General features: G+C 72.6%; 17 protein-coding genes and 1 pseudogene. 8 read left to right on the top strand and 10 right to left on the bottom strand.

Annotation, left to right across the window (positions count from 1 at the left end; genetic code table 11):
- The 4 genes and pseudogenes from ABFX54_RS40250 to ABFX54_RS40235 all read left to right on the top strand — a co-directional run.
- Positions 1 to 845: pseudogene (locus tag ABFX54_RS40250) on the top strand (serine/threonine-protein kinase); the annotation flags it as partial.
- Positions 846 to 914: 69 nt separating this feature from the next.
- On the top strand, positions 915 to 2150 hold the full coding sequence (locus tag ABFX54_RS40245) for a serine/threonine-protein kinase (RefSeq protein ID WP_346112095.1): 1236 nt from the start codon (positions 915 to 917) through the stop codon (positions 2148 to 2150).
- A gap of 219 nt (positions 2151 to 2369) precedes the next feature.
- Positions 2370 to 3149, top strand: a complete 780-nt coding sequence (locus ABFX54_RS40240) for an electron transfer flavoprotein subunit beta/FixA family protein (RefSeq protein ID WP_346112094.1) — start codon at positions 2370 to 2372, stop codon at positions 3147 to 3149.
- Between the two features lie 19 nt (positions 3150 to 3168).
- Positions 3169 to 4122, top strand: a complete 954-nt coding sequence (locus ABFX54_RS40235) for an electron transfer flavoprotein subunit alpha/FixB family protein (protein ID WP_346112093.1) — start codon at positions 3169 to 3171, stop codon at positions 4120 to 4122.
- 140 nt (positions 4123 to 4262) lie between these two features.
- Here the strand turns inward: ABFX54_RS40235 and ABFX54_RS40230 are convergent, their stop codons facing one another.
- From ABFX54_RS40230 to ABFX54_RS40195, 8 genes are all read right to left on the bottom strand, one after another.
- Positions 4263 to 5003: an rRNA methyltransferase gene (locus ABFX54_RS40230; protein WP_346112092.1), complete on the bottom strand. Its 741-nt coding sequence runs from the start codon at positions 5001 to 5003 to the stop codon at positions 4263 to 4265.
- Between the two features lie 4 nt (positions 5004 to 5007).
- Complete coding sequence (locus ABFX54_RS40225) at positions 5008 to 5925, bottom strand: TrmH family RNA methyltransferase (protein WP_346112091.1); 918 nt, start codon at positions 5923 to 5925, stop codon at positions 5008 to 5010.
- A 220-nt stretch (positions 5926 to 6145) separates the two neighbouring features.
- Complete coding sequence (locus tag ABFX54_RS40220; protein WP_346112090.1) at positions 6146 to 7609, bottom strand: sensor histidine kinase; 1464 nt, start codon at positions 7607 to 7609, stop codon at positions 6146 to 6148.
- Complete coding sequence (locus tag ABFX54_RS40215; RefSeq protein WP_346112089.1) at positions 7606 to 8307, bottom strand: response regulator transcription factor; 702 nt, start codon at positions 8305 to 8307, stop codon at positions 7606 to 7608. The genes ABFX54_RS40220 and ABFX54_RS40215 overlap by 4 nt, the downstream gene beginning before the upstream one ends.
- 27 nt (positions 8308 to 8334) lie before the next feature.
- Positions 8335 to 9099: a hypothetical protein gene (locus ABFX54_RS40210; RefSeq protein WP_346112088.1), complete on the bottom strand. Its 765-nt coding sequence runs from the start codon at positions 9097 to 9099 to the stop codon at positions 8335 to 8337.
- The gene (locus ABFX54_RS40205; protein WP_346112087.1) at positions 9096 to 9995 is read right to left on the bottom strand and encodes an ABC transporter ATP-binding protein; all 900 of its coding nucleotides are present in this window, start codon (positions 9993 to 9995) and stop codon (positions 9096 to 9098) included. The genes ABFX54_RS40210 and ABFX54_RS40205 overlap by 4 nt, the downstream gene beginning before the upstream one ends.
- Before the next feature lie 168 nt (positions 9996 to 10163).
- Positions 10164 to 11369: an MFS transporter gene (locus ABFX54_RS40200; protein WP_346112086.1), complete on the bottom strand. Its 1206-nt coding sequence runs from the start codon at positions 11367 to 11369 to the stop codon at positions 10164 to 10166.
- Positions 11370 to 11641: 272 nt separating this feature from the next.
- Entirely contained in the window at positions 11642 to 12151 is a 510-nt protein-coding gene (locus ABFX54_RS40195) for a TetR/AcrR family transcriptional regulator (RefSeq protein WP_346112085.1), read from the bottom strand.
- 53 nt (positions 12152 to 12204) lie between these two features.
- Between ABFX54_RS40195 and ABFX54_RS40190 the strand changes: the two genes are divergently transcribed.
- Positions 12205 to 13368: a cysteine desulfurase family protein gene (locus ABFX54_RS40190; RefSeq protein WP_346112084.1), complete on the top strand. Its 1164-nt coding sequence runs from the start codon at positions 12205 to 12207 to the stop codon at positions 13366 to 13368.
- Between the two features lie 74 nt (positions 13369 to 13442).
- On the opposite strand, the gene ABFX54_RS40185 is transcribed toward ABFX54_RS40190, so the two are convergent.
- Entirely contained in the window at positions 13443 to 14495 is a 1053-nt protein-coding gene (locus tag ABFX54_RS40185; RefSeq protein WP_346112083.1) for a DUF695 domain-containing protein, read from the bottom strand.
- A 66-nt stretch (positions 14496 to 14561) separates the two neighbouring features.
- Between ABFX54_RS40185 and mnmA the strand changes: the two genes are divergently transcribed.
- Positions 14562 to 15626 carry a tRNA 2-thiouridine(34) synthase MnmA gene (gene mnmA / locus ABFX54_RS40180; RefSeq protein WP_346112082.1) on the top strand — a complete coding sequence of 355 codons (1065 nt, stop codon included), beginning with the start codon at positions 14562 to 14564 and terminating at the stop codon, positions 15624 to 15626.
- Between the two features lie 55 nt (positions 15627 to 15681).
- Here the strand turns inward: mnmA and ABFX54_RS40175 are convergent, their stop codons facing one another.
- Positions 15682 to 16314: an MBL fold metallo-hydrolase gene (locus tag ABFX54_RS40175; RefSeq protein WP_346112081.1), complete on the bottom strand. Its 633-nt coding sequence runs from the start codon at positions 16312 to 16314 to the stop codon at positions 15682 to 15684.
- A gap of 24 nt (positions 16315 to 16338) precedes the next feature.
- On the opposite strand from ABFX54_RS40175, the gene ABFX54_RS40170 reads away from it, so the two are divergent.
- Together ABFX54_RS40170 and ligA are read left to right on the top strand one after the other, a co-directional pair.
- Positions 16339 to 17331, top strand: a complete 993-nt coding sequence (locus ABFX54_RS40170) for a methionine synthase (RefSeq protein WP_346112080.1) — start codon at positions 16339 to 16341, stop codon at positions 17329 to 17331.
- 95 nt (positions 17332 to 17426) lie between these two features.
- A complete protein-coding gene (gene ligA / locus ABFX54_RS40165) occupies positions 17427 to 19616 on the top strand; it encodes an NAD-dependent DNA ligase LigA (protein ID WP_346112079.1) in 2190 nt (729 codons plus the stop codon).
- The last annotated feature ends 65 nt before the right edge of the window (positions 19617 to 19681 follow it).

Here is a 19681-nt window from a genome sequence, read left to right as displayed (position 1 = left end):
CGCGCCGCGACGAGCGGCCGCCGCCCTACGTGCCCGCGCCGATGCCGGCCAGGCCGTCCGGCCAGTACGGCGACCAGCGGGTGGCCGGCTATCCGGGCGCGCCGGCGCCCGCGCAGGCACGGCCCTACGCCCCGCCACCGCAGTACGCCCCGCCGCCCCAGTACACTCCGCCGGCCGAGCGGAAGAGATACCTGTTCGGCAGCCAGGTGGTCGGCCTGCTCCTGCTGGTCACGCTCGTGGCGCTGACCGTGCTGATGCCGGTCACGGTCGGCGCGGTGGCCCTCGCGCTCGCGGTCGTGCTGCGCATCGGCGAATACCTGTTCGGCGACATGGTCAAGCGGCGCCAGGTGCGCGGCAGCAGCGCGGCCGATCCGCTGCTCGTCCTGGTCGGCACCCCGTGGGCGCTGATCAAGTCCGCGCTCGTGACGCTGGTGCACGCGCCGCTGGCGCTGCTGTTCGGCGTGTGCGTGTGGGGAGTCCTCCACTGGGGCGGCCGGCTCGACGTCAACGAGGCCGCCGCGTACGCCGCGGGCGCCTTCGCCGCAGGGCTGTTCGTGCTGCCGGGCGGCGGCGCGCCGCGCAAGGCGGTCACCCGCACGCTCACCGGCGTGCTGCGCAGCCCGGGCGCGGCGCTGGTCGCGGTCGTGCTGGTGGGCACCGCGGCGCTGTTCGCGGTCATGTTCGCGCTGGGGCAGCCGACGGACTGGTACCCGTGGCAGGAGCCCGAGAAGGTGATCGACCAACTGGCGAGTGAGGCCAGGCAGAGCACGATCGGCCTGATCACGGGGCTGATCGGCAGCCTGCTCGACGATCTCGGGCTGGGGTTCCTGAATCCCTGGTCCTGAGTGCCCCGCGGTCCTGAGAGTCCGCGGTCCTGAGTGTCCGCGCCGTCTCCCTGGGGGAGAGATGAAGGTATGAGCGAGCGCCTGGGGCCGTACGAGCTTGCCTCCCGTCTCGGGGCCGGCGGGTTCGGCGCGGTGCACCTCGCGCTCGACCCCGAGGGGCGCACGGTCGCGGTCAAGGTGCTGCACCCCCACGTGGCGGCCGACGGCGGCGCGCTGGCCCGGCTGGCGCGCGAGGTGGAGACCATGCGCATGGTCGGCGGGCCGCACGTCGCGGAGGTGCTCGACGCCTCGCTCACCGGCGAGCGGCCCTATCTCGTGACCCGCTACGTGCAGGGCCGGCCGCTCAGTGCCGTGCCCGTCCCCGTGCCCGACCTCAGACGGCTGGCGGCCGGTCTGGCCGACGCGCTGCTCGCCATGCACGCGGCGGGCGTGGTCCATCGTGATCTCAAGCCGGCCAACGTGATGATGACCGAGGGCGAGCCGGTCGTGATCGACTTCGGCATCGCCAGCGCGCTCGACTCGCTGTCCGTCACGGCCTCGGGCGCCGTGGTGGGCACGCCCGGCTATCTCGCCCCCGAGGTGCTGGAGGGGCGGGCGGCCGGCATGGAGGCCGACGTGTTCTCGTTCGGGGCCACGCTGGCGTACGCGGCCACCGGGCGGCAGCCGTACGGGCAGGGTCCCGCCTCCGCGGTGGCCTACCGGGTGGTGCACCATCCGCCCGACCTCGACGACGCGCCGGAGTGGCTGGCGCCGCTGTTACGCGAGTGCCTGTCCACCGATCCGGCCGCGCGGCCGACGGCCGCGCAGATCTGCGCCAGGCTCGGCGTCGAGCCCGTCGCCCACGTGCCGCTCGTCTCGCCCCAGGTTGCTCCCCAGGTGGCTCCCGCAGTCCGTCCCCGCCCCGCGAACGACGACCTGGGCACCAGGGAATGGCGGCCGGGCAGGGAACGGCATCGCCGCTCGGTGGAGGAGTCCAGGGCCAGGCACCGGGAGAAGGTGCGCAGGCGCTGGCTGATCGGCTCGGGGCTGTTCGTGGCGCTGCTGGCGGCGGCCGCGCGTGAGCCGCTGCCGGAGGTGTCGCTGTTCCTGCTGGCGGCGTACGCGGTGGGCGTGGTGGCCGACGCCGGGGTGGCGCTGTTCTCCCGTGGCCTCTACCGGCGCAGCCGGCTGGTGGCCGACGCGCTCAGCGTGGCGGGGGTGGCCGGGATCTGCTTCGGGCTGGCGGCGATGTTCAGCACGTTCACGCTGGCGCTGTTCGCGGGCACGGCCCTGGTGGTGGGGATCGTGTTCCTGGTGTCCGCCTGAGCAGCTACCGAATAAAGTTCGGTATGGTGGGGGAGGGCTTCGTGCTCGGTGCGCGTACGGCTGGTTTGCGCGTAAGCTACCCATGGGTAACATAACCGCGAAACACGGCAGACCCTCTGTCGGGAGCCCGCCGGGCACCTGGCAGTCTGGACAGATGCATTCGGCGCCACCGCAGCGAGGCGGCGGCGCACGCGAACTACGGGAGGTCGGCCACCGGCCATGAACATCGTCGTCTGCGTGAAGCAGGTCCCCGACACGGCGACCGAGCGCAAGCTGCGGTCCGAAGACAACACGCTCGACCGTGACGCCGCCGACGGCGTGGTCAACGAGCTTGACGAGTACGCGGTCGAGGAGGCACTGAAGCTCAAGGAGGCCCACGGCGGTGAGGTGACCGTCCTCACCATGGGGCCCGGCAAGGCCACCGAGACCATCCGCAAGGCGCTGGCCATGGGCGCCGACAAGGCCGTCCACCTCAGCGACGACGCTCTGCGCGGCTCCGACGCGCTGTCCACCTCCTACGCGATGGCCCAGGTGCTCAAGAAGATCGGGTTCGACCTGGTCGTCCTGGGCTCCGAGTCCACCGACGCGCGCACCGGCATGTTGCCGGCCATGCTGGCCGAGCGGCTCGGCACGCCGCAGCTCACGCTGGCCAACAAGGTCGAGGTCGAAGGCGACACGATCAGGGTCCAGCGCCTGGCCGACTACGGCTACGACCGGATCGAGGCCACGCTGCCCGCCGTCGTGTCGGTGGTCGAGAAGATCAACGAGCCGCGCTACCCGTCGTTCAAGGGCATCATGGCGGCCAAGAAGAAGCCGGTCGAGACGCTCGCCATCGGCGACGCCTCCATCGACGCCGCCCAGGTGGGCCTGGCCGCCGCCTGGTCCGAGGTCGTCGACTTCGCTCCCGCCCCGCCGCGGGCGGCCGGCACGATCGTCAAGGACGAGGGCGACGGCGGCGTGAACGCCGCCGAGTTCCTGGCGTCCAAGAAGTTCATCTGAGAACGGGGGTCTTACGGAAATGTCGGAAATTCTCGTTCTCGTCGAGCAGGTCGAAGGCGAGGTCAAGAAGGTCACGCTCGAACTGCTGACCCTGGCCCGCACCCTCGGCACGCCCGCCGCCGTCTGGGCCGGCCCCGGCATCACGGCGGAGGCCAAGGCCAGGCTCGCCGAGTACGGCGCTGACAAGATCTACGTCGCCGGCTCCAGCGACCTCGTGGACCACGTGGTGGCCCCCAAGGCCGAGCTGCTCGCCCAGCTCGTGACCTCGGCCTCGGCCGCCGCCGTGCTGGTGGCCGCCACGGCCGAGGGCAAGGAGATCGCCGGCCGGCTGGCCATCAAGACCGACTCCGGCGTCATCACCGACGCCGTGGGCCTCGGCGAGGGCTTCGTGGCCGACCAGTCGATCTTCGGCGGCGGCGTCAACGTGCACTCCAAGGTGCGCAAAGGCACGCCGATCGTGGCCGTCCGCCCCAACTCCACCGCACCAGTGCCCGCCGCGGGCGCCGGCGTGGAGGAGGAGGTTTCGCTCACCCTGTCCGACGCCGCCAAGGCCACCCGGGTCGTGGAGCGGGTCAAGCAGGAGAAGGGCGCACGCCCCGAGCTCACCGAGGCCGCGATCGTGGTCTCCGGCGGGCGCGGCGTGGGCTCGGCGGAGAACTTCTCGGTCATCGAGGGCCTCGCCGACGCCCTGGGCGCGGCCGTCGGCGCCTCGCGCGCCGCCACGGACGCGGGCTGGTACCCGCACCAGTTCCAGGTGGGGCAGACGGGCAAGACCGTCTCGCCGCAGCTCTACATCGCGGCCGGCATCTCCGGCGCGATCCAGCACCGGGCCGGCATGCAGACCGCGAAGACGATCGTCGCCATCAACAAGGACCCCGAGGCGCCGATCTTCGAGCTGGCCGACTACGGCGTGGTGGGCGACCTGCACCAGGTCGTGCCCCAGCTCACCGAGGAAGTCAACAAGCGCAAGTAGCCGCCGCGCCGTCCCTCCGCCGGCCGGTCGTGCCGGGGGAGGGACGGCGCCGGGTTCTTCGGGGCCCGCCGACGACGTCGCTCACCGGGTTCCGGGCCGCGAGGTCGTTTCGGGCCGCGAGGTCGTCTCGGGCCGCGAGGTCAGCGGGCGGGGCGGAACAGGGCGATGGTCCTGGTGCCGATCTTGTAGGTGGCGTGCGGGCGCGGGCCGCCGTCCGTGGGCACCTTCCGGCCGCGTACCGCCACCGCGATCACCGCGTCGTCGTCGAGCACCCGCCCGAGGGCGCGCACCATGCTCCCGAGGCTCCCGAGCCCGCCTGCCGCGCCGGGACCCAGCCAGGAGGTCTGCTCGCCGTACGGGACGTCGGTGAGCACCACGCCAGGGCGCAGGCCGCCGAGCGCGTCGCGGAGCGCGTCCGGGTCGAACACGTCGGCCTGACGGGCGAACCCCCGCACGTCGCCGCCCTCGGCCGCCAGCCCGCGAGCAAGCCGCCCCGCCGCCAGTGCCGCCGCCGCGTAGGCCGGTTTGTCATAGCGCTCGGCGCGTTCGTCCAGCTCAGCCGCCCTGGCGGCCAGCCCGGTCGCGGTCAGCAGGCCCAGGTTCCGCTCGGCCAGGCGCACCGCCTCAGGGTCGAAGTCGGAGGCCATCACCCCGGTCACCAGCCGGCGGTGCAGCAGCGTGACCACGGTCAGCAGGTAGCCGCCGCCGCAGCACGGATCCCACACCAGCGCGGGCCCGCCGCCGCGCAGGGCCAGGGCGCTCTGGAACATCTCGCTGGCCAGCCGGACGGGGAAGGCGGGAAAACCGGGGGCCGAGTGGAGCACCCCGCCGCTGGCCAGGTCCTCGTAGTTCGCGCGTACGACGGCGTGACGGTAAGGCATCGGCCTACTTCGCGGCGGCGCGCTGGCGGGCGGCCTCGTACAGGACGACGGTGGCGGCGTTGGCCGCGTTGAGCGAGCTGGCCGCGCCCGTGATCGGGATGCGCGCCATCACGTCGCAGCCCTGCCGCCAGCCCGCGCTCAGCCCGGTGGTCTCGTTGCCGATCACCAGCAGTGTCGGGCCGGTCAGATCGAGAGCGGAGATGTCGTCGGTGCCGTGCTCGTCCGTGCCCACCACGATCAGCGGCAGCCCGCCGGCGCGTACGTCATCCGCCCAGGCCAGCACCTCCTGATGGGAGCGCGTCCGCACCACCGGCAGCGCCAGCAGGGAGCCGGTCGAGGCGCGGACCGACTTGGGGTCGTAGGGGTCGGCGGCGTGCCCGCTGACGATCAGCCCCGCCCCGCCGAAGGCGTCGAGCGAGCGCACCATCGAGCCGATGTTGCCCGGCCCGGACGGCCGGTCGAACACCATGCCCAGGAACGAGGGCCCCACCGGGATCCGCGCCAGGTCGTCGCCGGGCAGGGCGACCACCGCCACCAGCTCCGGCACCTCTTCGTCCTTGCCGCTCAGCTCCCGCAGCAGCTCGGGCGCCATGGCCACCTGCTCGCCACCGGCTTGCTCCAGCACCCCCGCCGCCCAGCGCGACAGCGACCGCTCGGCGTCGTAGATCAGCGCGCGCACCGGCCAGCCGTACTCCAGCGCCAGCGTGATCGGCCGCACCCCCTGAACCAGGAACTCGCCCGCCCGCTGCCGCTTGTTCTGGTTCCGCAGCAGCGCCTGCCACTGCTGGAACCGCGCGTTGGGCCGCGAGATCCGCAGCACGCCCCCCACGACGACCTCTCCGTTCTCCACCTCGGCCAGTCCAGCCCCAAGCCTCCCACACCCGGGCACCACCGCTCCCCGCCGGTTGTCCACGAGGGCCATGATCGCTACGCTACGTAGCGCTACGATCGCCCTATGTCCGCCCCCCATCGTGAAGCTCACTCGCCGCCCTCGGTGGATCTCCGCGGTGGAGATCGGCGCCGGACTGATCCGGCTGGGGCGGATGCCACGGACCTCGCGGACGAGCTACGGGAGACCCTCACCGAGACGACGGACGATCTGCCGCTATAGGGGCAGGCGTGATCAAGCTTTGAGGCCGGCGTCACGGGGGTGCGGCGGGGAGTCTGATCTGGAAGGACGCGCCCTCTCCCGGGGCCGAGCGTAGCTCCACGCGGCCGCCGTGGGCCGCGACGATGGAGCGGACGATGGCCAGGCCCAGCCCCGCGCCGCCCGTCGCGCGGGCGCGGGAGCCGTCGGCGCGGTAGAAGCGGTCGAAGACTCGCTCCGCCTCCTCCGCCGCCAGCCCAGGACCCTCGTCCTCGATCACCAGCACCGCCTCCGCACGGTCCGTGCCGACACCGATCCTGACCGGGGTGCCGGCCGGGGTGTGCGTGATCGCGTTCCCGACCAGGTTGCTGACCACCTGCCGCAGCCGGGCCTCATCGCCCAGGACGGGGGCGCTGGCCGCCGGGCCGCCGGAAGGGCCGGTGAAGGCGATCGGGCGGGACGGGTCGAGCGCGGTGAAGTCGTGGCGGGCGTCGGCGGCGAGCGTACGCAGGTCCATGGGGGTCAGCTCCAGCCCCGGCCCGTCGCTCTCGTCGAGACCGGCGAGCAGCAGCAGGTCGTCCACCAGCGCGGCCAGCCGCCCCGACTCGCTCTCGATGCGGGCCAGCGCGGGCGCCGCCTCGGTGCCGCCCATGCGGTACAGCTCGGAGAAGCCCTTGATCCCGAACAGCGGCGTACGCAGCTCATGGCTCACGTCGGCGACGAACCTGCGCATGCGCGCCTCCGACGACACCCGCGCCGCGACCCCCTGCTCGATCTGGGCCAGCATCTTGTTGATCGACAGAGCCAGCCGCCCGACCTCCGTGCCGGGCCCGGCGGGTGAGGGGACGCGCCGGGTGAGGTCGCCGTCCGCGATGGCCGCCGCCGTCTCCTCCACGCGGCGCAGCGGCGCCAGCCCGGCCCTGATCGCCAGCCCGCCCACCAGCGCCAGCACCGCCAGCAGCAGCGATCCGGCCACGAGGCAGACCAGGCGCATCCGGTCGATCGTCGCGTACAGGCCCTTCAGCGACACCGCCGCGACGACCCCCGCGTGCCCGATCGTCGCGCTCCTGCTCCGCGCGGGCTGCACGACCACCCGCCACGCCTCCCCGCCGGCCCCTTCGACCGTGAACGGCCGCCCGGCGCGGGCCGCGACGTCGAGGCGAGGCAGGGCGGGTCCGGGGCCGGTCAGCTCGCGCAGCACGGCGCCGTCGGCCGACAGGTAGGCGGCGTACGTCGTGCCGAACAGGCCGAGCTCGTCCGTGCGCAGCGGCGCCGCGGACGGCTGTCTGACCTTGCCGGTGAGGAGGTCGGGCGGCACCGCCGACAGGGCCGTCCCGATCGGGGCGAGCTGCTGGTCCACGCGGCTGACCAGCTCGGTTTCGAGCTGGCGTACGACGATCGAGCTGATCAGCACGAGACCGGCGACGAGCAGCGTCACCGTGATGCCCAGCAGCCGGGCACGTAGCGACAGCCGGGAGCGCAACGGCCGCCGGGCACGCGGCGACAGGCGGGTGATCATTCCTTGGGCCTGCGCAGCACGTAGCCGACGCCGTGGACCGTGTGGATCAGCCGGGGCCCGCCGGTGTCGAGCTTGCGGCGCAGGTAGCTGACGTAGGTGTCCACGATGCTGGTGTCGCCGGCGAAGTCGTAACGCCACACGTGCTCCAGGATCTGCGCCTTCGGCAGCACGCGGCCGGCGTTCAGCACCAGGTGGAGCAGGAGGCGGAACTCGGTGGGCGACAGCCGTACGGGACGGCCGGCCCGGCTCACCTGGTGGCCGTCGGGATCGACTTCGAGGTCGCCGACCACCAGCGTGTGGTCGTCGGGGACCGCGCCGGTGCGGCGCAGGATCGCCCGGATCCTGGCCAGCAGCTCCTCCAGGTCGAACGGCTTGGTCACGTAGTCGTCGCCGCCCAGCCGAAGTCCGTTGATCTTGTCGGCCGTCGCGTCGCGGGCCGTCAGGAACAGCACCGGCACGGGCCCGGGCCGGCCGCCCGCCCTGGGCAGGGCACGCAGACGGCGCAGCACCTCGAACCCATCCAGATCGGGCAGCATCACGTCGAGCAGCACCAGGTCGGGCGGCTCGCGCCCCGCCCGCTCCAGGGCCTGAACACCGTTGTCGGCCGAGCTCACGGTGAAGCCCGCGAAGCGCAACGTCGCCGACAGCAGCTCCTTGACCGTGGGCTCGTCGTCCACCACCAGCAGCCGCTCGCCCATGTCAGGCACCTCCCGCGTCCAGGGTAGTCAGGCGTCCCGCCGGGTGAAGCCGGTGAACGCCGCGACCTGCATGACGGCGACGAAGCCGACGAGCAGCCCGTACGAGAGCACCCCCGGCAGGTCGGAGTCGCCGAAGACGGCCGCCAGCGCGGCGGCGTTCGGCCAGTAGGTGGACAGCAGGACGTTCACGAAGTCGGTGGAGTCGGAGGCCAGGACGGGCAGCAGGAGGAAGGCGGTGCCGACGTTCACGGCCGCCGCCGTGCCGCGCAGCAGCAGGCCCAGGGCCAGCCCGAAGAGCCCCACCAGGGTGAGCAGCAACGGCCCGGCCAGCAACGTCACCAAGGCGGCCGGGTCACCGGGCAGCACGTACGGCGCTCCGCCGGCGGCCAGCCCGCTCTGGCTCGTCACGAACATCAGCCAGACCCCCGCCACGCTCACCGGCAGGACCGTCACCACGGTCATCCCGGCCTTGGCGGCCATCAGCCGGCCGCGCCTGCCCACGGCGGCCAGGCTGGGCCCCATCGTGCCGGAGCCGTACTCGGAGGTCGCCACCAGCGCGCCCAGCGCCGAGACCAGCAGCTGGACGATGAGCATCCCGCGCATGCCCATGAGGATCGGCGAGAAGTCCAGCCGCTCCTGCGGCGTGGCGGTGGCGTACTCGTGCGCCGCCGCGTCGGCGAACCACCACCCGATCAGCGCCGAGACCACCACGATGGCCGGCGACAGCACCATGGTGGACCTGATGCTGGTGAACTTGGTCCACTCCGCCCTGAACACCCCGGCCGCGCTCATCGGGCCGCTCCGTACTCGGCGGCGTCCTGGGTCAGCTCCATGAACGCCTCCTCCAGCGACGCGTGCCGCGGGGCCAGCTCGAACAGGGTCACGCCCTCGGCCGCGGCCAGCCGCCCGACGTCGGCCGCCTCCATGCCGGTGACCAGCAGCTCGTCATCGGGACCCGGACGTACGTGGGCGCCCGCCCGCTCCAGCAGCAGGGCGAACGTGCCGGCCTCCGGCGTGCGGACGGCCACGGCCGACCCCCCGGCGGTGAAGTCGCCGATCTCTCCCTCGGCGATCAACCGCCCCTTGCCGATGACCACCAGCCGGTCCGCGGTCATCGCCATCTCGCTCATCAGGTGGCTGGAGATCAGCACCGTACGCCCCTCGGCGGCCAGGCCGCGCATGAGCGAGCGGATCCACCGGACGCCCTCGGGGTCCAGCCCGTTGACCGGCTCGTCAAGCACCAGCACCGGCGGATCGCCCAGCAGGGCGGCCGCGATGCCGAGCCGCTGGGTCATCCCCATCGAGAACGAGCCCGCCCGCTTGCCCGCCACCTCCGTCAGCCCGACCAGGTCGAGCACCTCGTGCACGCGGGTGGCGGGGACGGCGTTCGTCTGGGCCAGGTAGAGCAGGTGCTTGTAAGCGGTGCGCCTCGGGTGCGCGGCACGCGGGTCCAGCATCGAGCCGATCGTGCGCAGCGGGTGCGGCAGCTCGTGGTGGGCGCGGCCGTTGATCGTGGCCGTGCCCGAGGTGGGCAGGTCGAGGCCGAGGATCATGCGCATCGTGGTGCTCTTGCCGGCGCCGTTCGGGCCCAGGAAGCCGGTGACGACGCCTGGGCGTACGACGAGGGTGAGATCGTCCACGGCGATCTTGTCGCCGTAGCGTTTGGTCAGTGCTGTCAGCTGAATCATGAGATCCAGCGTGGGGCGGTCGGTTGGAGGCGTTCTGAGCGGTTCTGTGAGTTCTCTGTGAGCGCGGGCGTCGCCACGTGGGACGGACGACGCCGCCCGCGCAGGATCCACAGAGAACTCTCAGGCGGCGGCTCAGGCGGCGGCTCAGGCGGCGGCTTAGGCGGCGGCTCAGGCGGCGGCTTCGACCGGCTCTCTGACGACCGGGAGGGGGCTGACGGTGGCGGGCTCGTGGCGGGGGAGCAAGCGGGCGGACAGGGCGATGAGCACGCCCAGGACCACGCCGATGCCGAGCGCCGTACGCAGCGAGGTGGCGTCCGACAGGAAGCCGATCACCACGGGCCCGAGCAGCAGCCCCGCGTACCCCATGGCGCCGGCCTGCGCGATCGCCGGGCCGGGCGTGGCGGTGGCGGTGCCGGCCAGCGACAGCGTCAGCGGCGAGATCGTGGCCACGCCGAGCCCCACGAAGAACATCGCGGACACCGCCACCGTCGCCGCCGGCGCCAGCAGCACCACCGCGAAGAACCCGGCCGTGGCCACGCCGGACACGGTCAGCATCCCGCGCACCCCGAACCTGACCCGCAGCCGGTCACCCGTGAGCCGGGCGATCAGCATGCCCAGCTCGAACACCGGATAGCCGAGTGCCGCCACGGCCTCGGGGGCGCCGAGCTCGTCGCGCATGTAGAGGCCGTTCCAGTCCGCGATCGTGCCCTCGACCATGAAGGCGAAGAACATGATCGCGCCGAGCAGGTAGACGATCGCCGGCAGGCGCCGCCTGTCACCGGCAGCCGTGCCGGCAGCCGTGCCGGCCGCCGCCGGGGACTCGGGCAGGTACGTACGGCCGAGCAGCACCAGCACGGGCAGCGAGACCAGCGCGATCAGCGTCACGTGCACGGTGAACGGCAGCCCGGCGGCGATGGCCAGGCTGCCCAGCCCGCCGGCTCCGATGGCGCCGACGCACCAGCCGGCGTGCATGCCGTTCATCAGCGGACGCCCGTACGCCTGCTCGACCGCGGAGCCCTGGGCGTTCATGGCGACGTCCACGGTGCCGAAGGCCATGCCGAAGAGCGCCGCCGCGACCAGGAGCAGGGGCAGGTCGGGGGCGAGGGCCACGCCGAGCAGGCCGAGCGCCGTCAGTGGACCGCCCGCCCGCAACACCGTCCGGCTGCCCACGCGCGCCATGACGCGGCGCATGGACTGCATCGTCACCAGAGCGCCCAGGCCCCATGCCAGCAGGATCGTTCCGACCGTGGCCTCGGACAGGCCGAGTTTGTCGGTCAGGGCCGGGATGCGCACGGTCATCGTGCCCACCATCAGGCCGGCAAGGACAAAGGTGAGAACCGCCCCGTAACGGGCGCTCCTCAGCTCGCGGGTCATAAGGGCCACACCTCTTCTGTGATACGTGATCAGTGATGTTGTGCAGGTCACGGGCACGGGCGTGCCGCGTGGTGCTCAGGAGAGCCAGGGGGAGGAGCGCGCCGGACCGCGAGGGCTTCGCCGCACGAAAGGCGCCGCACCAAGGGGTGCGGCGCTGCGGCCATGGTCAGGCCGGGGTTTCGTGAGGACGAGCCCCGTCGGCGCGGGGCGGGCAGATCAGGCTGGGACGGGGACTTCAGGCGCGGGCTTCGGCAGCGCTGTGGACGGGGGCTTCAGGCGGGCGTGATGAGCGCTCTCAGCCGGCGCTCCAGGGCCTGGAGATCCGCTTCGGTGTTGAGCTCGGGATCGTGACTGGCCACGTCCCAGAGCCCCTCACACGCCAGCCGGACGATCTGCGCGGCCAGCGGATCGGGCTCCTCGCTCAACCCCTCGCGATGCCAGCGGGCCATCGCCTCGCGCAGCGGCGCGAGCAGGAACAGGTTTCCCGAGGCCCCGGTCACCACCGCCCAGCGTCGCAGGCGGCCGGATCTGACGGCGGCCAGCGTCGCGCCCAGGTAGCGCTCGGTGTAGGTCTCGCCCGGCTGGGCGGCCAGCAGCTCGTCGAAGTCGGCGATCAGCCGCTCGACCATGCCTTTGATCAGCGCCTCTTTCGAGGCGTAGTGGTAGAGCAGGCCGCCCTTGCTCACGCCCGCCCGGTCCGCCACGGCGGCCAGGGTGAGCGCGGTCGAGCCCTGGTCGCAGAGGAGCTCCTCCGCGGCGTCCAAAAGCTCGTCCCTTCGCATGCCTCAACTGTACCGTCCGGACGGTACAGTCGCAAACGAGATACCCTGAGCATGTGACCAGACCGTCGGCCTACCTTGATCATGCGGCGACCACCCCCATGCTGCCCGAAGCGATCGAGGCCATGACGGAGCAACTCAAACGCGTCGGAAATGCTTCCTCGCTGCACGCCGCCGGCCGTCAGGTGCGCAGGGTGGTCGAGGAGGCGCGCGAGACGATCGCCGACTCGCTCGGCGCCCGGCCCAGCGAGGTCGTGTTCACCTCGGGCGGCACCGAGGCCGACAACCTGGCGATCAAGGGCCTCTACTGGGCGCGCAGGCCGCGCAGGCGGGTGCTGATCAGCTCCGTCGAGCACCACGCGGCGCTCGACCCGGCCCAGTGGCTGGCCGACAGCCAGGGCGCCGAGGTGGAGTTGCTGGAGGTGGACGAGCTCGGCCGGGTCCACCCCGAGACGCTGCGCGCCGCCATCGAGCGCGACCCCGACGACGTGGCCATGATCAGCATCATGTGGGCCAACAACGAGGTCGGCACCGTCCAGCCGATCCACGTGCTGGCCGCCATCGCCCACGACCACGGCATCCCGTTCCACACCGACGCGGTGCAGGCGCTCGGGCAGTTGCCCGTGTCCTTCTCCGGCTCGGGGGCCGACGCGCTCACGCTGACCGGCCACAAGGTCGGCGGCCCCATGGGGGCCGGCGCGTTGCTGCTGGCCAGGGGGCTGACGCCGGTGTCCGTGCAGCACGGCGGGGGCCAGGAGCGCGACGTGCGCTCGGGCACGCTCGACGCGCCCGCCATCGCGGGCCTGGCCGCCGCCGTCAGCACCGCCGTACGCGAGCAGGAGGCCCTGCACGCGCGGCTGTCGGCACTGCGCGACGAGCTCATCGAGCGGGTCCGCGAGGCCGTGCCCGACGTGGTGCTCAACGGCGACCCCGGCGACCGGCTGCCCGGCAACGCCCACTTCTCCTTCCCCGGCTGCGAGGGCGACGCGCTGCTCATGCTGCTCGACGCCAAGGGCGTGGAGTGCTCGACCGGCTCGGCCTGCTCGGCGGGCGTGGCGCAGCCGTCGCACGTGCTGCTGGCCATGGGTGCAGACGCGGCCGCGGCGCGCGGCTCGCTGCGCTTCACGCTGGGGCACACCTCGACGCCCGACGACGTCGACCGGCTGATCGAGGTGCTCCCCGCGGCCGTCGAACGCGCCCGCCGCGCCGGCCTCAGCTGACCCCGGCCGGCGAACGCGGCCGCCCCGCCGCCGGTCAGAAGGCCGCGGCGCTGGCGGCCGGACGGACGGCGGGGTCAGGTCAGGAAGGGGACGACGGCGGTCCAGGCGGGGTCGGCCGACACGTCCACCCTCGGCTCGCCCTCCTCCCAGCCCACGATCAGCTCCTTGGCGTGGATCGCCGCCTCACCGGTCGGGTCGGCGTAGACGTGGATGATCCGGTGCCCCTCCGCGCTCAGGTGCGCCGCGAGCACGGCGTCGTCGCGCAGCTTGAGCAGGCGGGCGGCCAGGCGTTCCTCGAAGTCGCGCAGCGCGGCCAGCGAGTCGCCGATCGGCAGGCCGTTCTCGTCGCGGTGCGCGTACGGGAGCGTGATCATGATGTGCTGGTCGAACAGCGGATGGTCCACCGGCCGCAACGGATGGCGGACGGTGGCGACCAGCGGCGCGCCGCCCCCGGTCTGGCCCTCCATCAGCAGCCACTCCTCCTCGGAGTGCCCCGAGGCCACGTCGGCGACCACGGCCGGCAGGTGCACGGCGGCCACGGCGTCGATCGGCTGGAACGTGGCCGCCGTGATCTCGCCCACCCACCGGGCCACGTCGTCCTCGCCGAGCAGCCAGTCGAGGGCCAGCAGCACGGTCTCCAGCCGGGTGTCCTCGTCGAGCTCGCCGAAGATCGGATGGTAGGCCGAGACGTCGACCCTGGCCTGGTCGCGCGGCACGCGCAGGCCCAGCATGAGCTTGTCGAGCGCGAACTCGAAGCCGCCCACGTCGAGGGTCAGCTCCATCGCCTGCGGATTGGCCTGCCGCGACGGATGGAACTCCCACAGCAGGTCGGCCGGCGGTGCCGCCTTGGCCCAGCGGTGCGCGAGCGAACGCAGCTCGGCGTCGCCCGCCGCGGTCACCACCAGGGCGTGCGCGGCCGCCCGGCCAGGCGCCACCTCCCAGACCAGGCCTGGGTGGATCGCGGCGACCGCCGGGGCCAGCCACTCCTCCAGCCCCTCGGCCTCGCCGGCGGCCACCAGCGAGTCGAGACTCGGCCGGGTCTCCTGCCACCACGTCCAGAATCCGGCGATGGCCTCGTCAGGCCCGCCCGCCTCTTCGTCAGGGTCCTTGCGCCCGAACAGTCGCATGGTCGAATACTTCCAGACCGGGGACCCGGTCGCGCACTCCTCAACGGACAGTACGCTGGAACGACCATGGGACTGCGTGTGCTTGCCGCCATGTCGGGCGGCGTCGACTCAGCCGTGGCCGCCGCTCGGATCGCCGAGGCCGGTCACGACGTCACTGGTGTCCACCTTGCCCTGTCCGCCAACCCCCAATCCCACCGCACGGGAGCCAGGGGCTGCTGCACGGTCGAAGACTCGCGCGACGCCCGGCGCGCCGCCGACGTGATCGGCATCCCGTTCTACATCTGGGACATGGCCGAACGTTTCCAGCGCGACGTGATCGAGGACTTCGTCGCCGAATACGCCGCCGGCCGCACGCCCAACCCGTGCCTGCGCTGCAACGAGAAGATCAAGTTCGCCGCGGTGCTGGACCGGGCGCTGGCCCTGGGCTTCGACGCGGTCGCCACCGGCCACCACGCCAAGCTGGTCGACGGCGTGCTGTCCAGGAGCGTCGACCAGGGGAAGGACCAGTCCTACGTGCTCGGCGTGCTCACCCGCGAGCAGCTCGGCCACGCGATCTTCCCGCTGGGCGACTCGACCAAGGCCGAGGTGCGCGAAGAGGCCGCCAGGCGCGGCCTGACCGTCGCCGACAAGCCCGACAGCCACGACATCTGCTTCATCGCCGACGGCGACACGCGCGGCTTCCTGACCAAGCGGCTCGGCGCGGCCGAAGGGCCGATCGTCGACCAGAGCGGTGAGGTCGTGGGCAGTCACCAGGGCGCCCACGGGTTCACGGTGGGCCAGCGCAAGGGCCTGCACATCGACCGGCCGGCCTCCGACGGCAGGCCGCGTTACGTGCTGTCCATCGAGCCGGTGTCCAACACGGTCACGGTCGGCCCGCGCTCTGCCCTTGAGGTCACCTCGATCACCTGCGCCCGCCCGATCTGGAACGGCCCCGATGAGGGCTCCCGAGACGACCTCACGGTGCAGCTGCGTGCGCACGGGGAGGTCTATCCGTGCCGGTTCGAGGAGAGCGAGGGCGGGCTCACGATCGAGATCGACCGCCCGGCCACGGGTGTCGCCGCGGGCCAGGCGGCCGTCCTCTACTCCGGGGCCACCGTGATCGGCTCGGCCACCATCGTCTCCGCCGCCTGACCACCGACCGACCGGCCGGCCGCCGACCTGGTCGGGAAGGCCGGTTCTGGTCGGCCTAGCCGAGGGTCGTCGACTCGCCGACGGCGAGGCGGCGCATCTCGGCGCCCTGCTTCTCCGCCTCCATCCGCAGCCAGTTGTCCACGAGCCCCAGGCCGAGCTCGCTGTAGAGGGCGTCATGGGTGGAGTACGCCCGCGCCGGCCGGATCGTGCGCAGGTAGGCCACCATCTCCATGAGCTTGAGCCAGGGCCCGCCGGTCGGCACCAGCAGCGTCGGCACCTCCGCGTCCGGCACGGTCAGCGCGTCACCCGGGTAGAACACCTCGTCGTCCACCAGGAAGCCGACGTTCTGCACCACCGCCAGGTCGGGGTGGTTCTCGGCGTGCCGCTCGCCGAACGCCTTCACCCGGAAACCGGCCGTCTCGAAGCCGTCGCCGTGGCGTACCACCTCAACCTTGCCCGGCACCTCGCCCAGCTGGGCCGCGACGGCCTCGCAGGTGTAGATCTCAAGCTCGGACGAGGCGGCCTTCAGCTTCTCGGCGTCCACGTGGTCGAAGTGCTCGTGCGTGATGAGCACCGCGTCGGCGCCGTCGAGCACACCGCTCCGCGCGAACGCGCCCGGGTCGATGACCAGGACCTTGCCGTTCTTCTCCAGGCGTACGCATGCGTGATCGAATTTCGTGAGCTCCATTCCGCAGAGCCTACGCTTGTGCCCATGTCTACGTGGGAAGCCACCGGGTTGGGCTCGCATCCGGGTGAGGATCATCTCGAAGCGGCCAGGATCGTTTTCGGCGAGGTGCCCGGTCTGCCGTACCTGCCCGAGCTGCCGGCCAGAGGTGTCGGGGCCGACATGGTGGGGCGCACGGCGGGGCTGCTGGTCGAGCTGCCCGTCGAGGTGCAGCCGTCGGGGTGGCGGCTGAGCGACCGGCCGGGTCGCGACCATCAGCGGGCCGTCGATCATCTGCGGCGCGACCTCGACGGGCTGGAGGAGGTCGCGCACGACTACGCGGGGCCGCTCAAGCTGCAGGTGTGCGGGCCGTGGACGCTGGCGGGGTCGATCGAGCTGAAGTTCGGCGACAAGATGCTCTCCGACGCGGGCGCCGTGCGTGACCTGACCGCCTCGCTGGCGCAGGGGGTGGCCGACCACTGCGCCGAGGTGCGGCGGCGGCTGCCCGGCGTGACGGAGATCGTGCTGCAGCTCGACGAGCCGGGGCTGCCGGGGGTGCTGGCCGGCACCGTGCCGACCGCGTCCGGGTTCGGGCGGCTGGCGGCGGTCGAGGAGTGGCGGGCGGAGGAGTCGCTGCGGCTGTTCCCCGAGCCGGTGGTGCACTGCTGCGCACCCGGGGTGCCCTTCGACCTGCTGCGCAGGGCGGGCGTGCGCGGGGTGTCGGTGGACGGCGCGCTGCTGCGGCGCAGGGACGAGGAGGCGCTGGGGGAGCTGTTCGAGGCCGGGATGACGCTGCTGATGGGGGTCGTGCCGGGCAGGGACACGCGACTGGCGGACGCCGGGGTGGTGGCCAGGCCAGCGGTGGGGTTGTGGCGGCGGCTCGGGTTCGCGCCCGACCGGCTGGCCGAGCAGGTCGTGCTGACACCGGCGTGCGGGCTGGCGGGGGCGTCGCCCGCGTACGCGCGGGCGGCGCTGGCGGCGTGCAGGAAGGCGGCCCAGGTGCTCAGGGACGATCCCGCGGACGGGATGGAGACCGGCTGAGACGCACAGGGCCGGGCTGGGGACCGGCTGAGGCGTGCTCCTGACGGTGCCCGGCGGTAGCGTTTGCACAGGTTGACGTACGGGAGGAGAGCTGCGTGAGCGAGTCTAGTGCGGAGGTCGGAGGCGTGCCGGTGACCGCGCTCAAGCGGCACGCCGAGCTGAGCGAGCTGGTCGAGGACGCGCGCTGGCGCTACTACGTGCTCGACCAGCCCACGGTCAGCGACGCCCAGTTCGACGCCTGGTTCAGGGAGCTGCTGGCGCTGGAGGAGGCGCATCCGGCGCTGCAGACGCCCGACTCGCCCACGCAGAAGGTGGGCGCGCCGGTCTCGGGCGATTTCGCCAAGGTTCAACACCTCAACCGGATGGAGAGCCTCGACAACGCCTTCAACGCTGAAGACATGGCGGCCTGGATGGCGCGGGCCGAGCGGCTGGCCGAGGGCGATCCTGGGCCGTACCTGTGCGAGCTGAAGATCGACGGGCTGGCCATCGCGCTGGTCTACCGGGACGGCAGGCTGGAGCGCGGCGCGACCCGCGGCGACGGGCGCACCGGCGACGACGTGACCGCCAACGTGCGCACGATCAAGGGCATCCCGCACCGGCTCAAGGGCGACGACGTCCCGAGCCTGGTCGAGGTGCGCGGTGAGGTCTACATCCCGGTCGAGGACTTCGCCCGGCTCAACGAGCAGCTGATCGAGCAGGGCAAGCCCCCGTTCGCGAATCCGCGCAACTCGGCGGCGGGCACGCTGCGGCAGAAGGATCCGCGCGTCACGGCGCAGCGGCCGCTGCGCATGCTGGTGCACGGCATCGGCGTCTGGGAGGGCGCGGCAGAGCCGAAGGCGCAGTCGGAGGTCTACGAGCGGCTGCGCGAGTTCGGGCTGCCGGTCAGCGACCTGACCAAGGTGGTGGCGGGGCTCGACGAGGTCAACGCGTTCATCGAGCACTACCGGGTGCACCGGCACGACCCTCCTTACGAGATCGACGGGGTCGTGGTGAAGGTCGACGACTTCCGCACGCAGCGGGAGCTGGGCTCCACCTCGCGGGCGCCGCGCTGGGCCATCGCGTACAAATATCCGCCGGAAGAGGTCAACACCAAGCTGCTCGACATCCAGGTGGGCGTCGGGCGCACGGGGCGGGTCACGCCGTTCGGGGTGATGGAGCCGGTCGAGGTGGCGGGCTCGACCGTCGAGCGGGCCACGCTGCACAACGCGGCCATCGTGGTGAAGAAGGGCGTGCTCATCGGCGACACGGTGGTGCTGCGCAAGGCGGGTGACGTCATCCCCGAGATCGTCGGGCCGGTCACCGCGCTGCGCGACGGGTCCGAGCGGGAGTTCGTCATGCCCACCCACTGTCCCGAGTGCGGCACGGAGCTGGCGTACGAGAAGGAGGGCGACGCCGACCTGCGCTGCCCCAACGCGCGCGGCTGCCCGGCGCAGATCCGTGAGCGCGTCTTCTTCGCGGCCGGGCGGCGGGCGCTCGACATCGACGGGCTCGGCTACGTCGCGGCCACGGCGCTCACCCAGCCGCTGCCGCCGCAGCAGCCGGTGGTGCGCACCGAGGCCGACCTGTTCGACCTGACGCTGGAGCAGCTCATCCCGATCAAGTCGGTGGTCCGCGACCAGGAGACCGGTCTGCCCAAGATCGACCCGAAGACCGGCGAGGCGAAGGTCGTCACCTTCTTCTCCAACGTCAACGGCGAGGCCAGCCAGAACGCCCTGCGACTGATGGAGGAGCTGGAGCGGGCCAAGCAGGTTCCGCTCGCGCAGGTCCTCGTGGCGCTGTCGATCCGGCACGTCGGCCCGCCCACGGCCCGCGCCCTGGCCGACGCCATGCGCTCGATCGACGCCATCATGAACGCCTCCGTGGAGGAGCTGTCCTCGGTCGAGGGCATCGGGCCCAGGGTGGCGGCCACGATCAAGGAGTGGTTCGAGGTCGACTGGCACCGAGAGATCATCGAGCGGTGGCGGGCCGCCGGGGTCCGGATGGAGGACGAGCCCGCTCCCGAGAAGGGGCCGCAGACCCTTGAGGGGATGACGTTCGTGGTGACCGGCACCCTGGAGGGCTACACGCGCGACACGGCGGCCGACGCGATCACCAGCAGGGGCGGCAAGGTGTCGGGGTCGGTGTCGAAGAAGACGTCGTTCCTGGTGGCGGGTGAGAACGCGGGGTCGAAGTACGACAAGGCGGTCAGTCTGGGGGTGCAGATCCTCGACGGGGCCGGCTTCGAGGTCCTGCTCAACGAGGGGCCGGAGGCGGCAACGGAGGCGGCGGTCACACCGGAGCCCTAGGCAGGAGCTCCAGCGCGCCCTCTCGGCGGAGGGGCTCGTCCGAATGCGGGCGGGCCCCATCGGTG

This window comes from Nonomuraea maheshkhaliensis, assembly GCF_039529435.1.
Taxonomy (GTDB): domain Bacteria; phylum Actinomycetota; class Actinomycetes; order Streptosporangiales; family Streptosporangiaceae; genus Nonomuraea; species Nonomuraea maheshkhaliensis.
The sequence above is the reverse complement of the archived record's forward strand: the minus strand, read 5'-3'. Positions and strand labels throughout refer to the sequence as shown.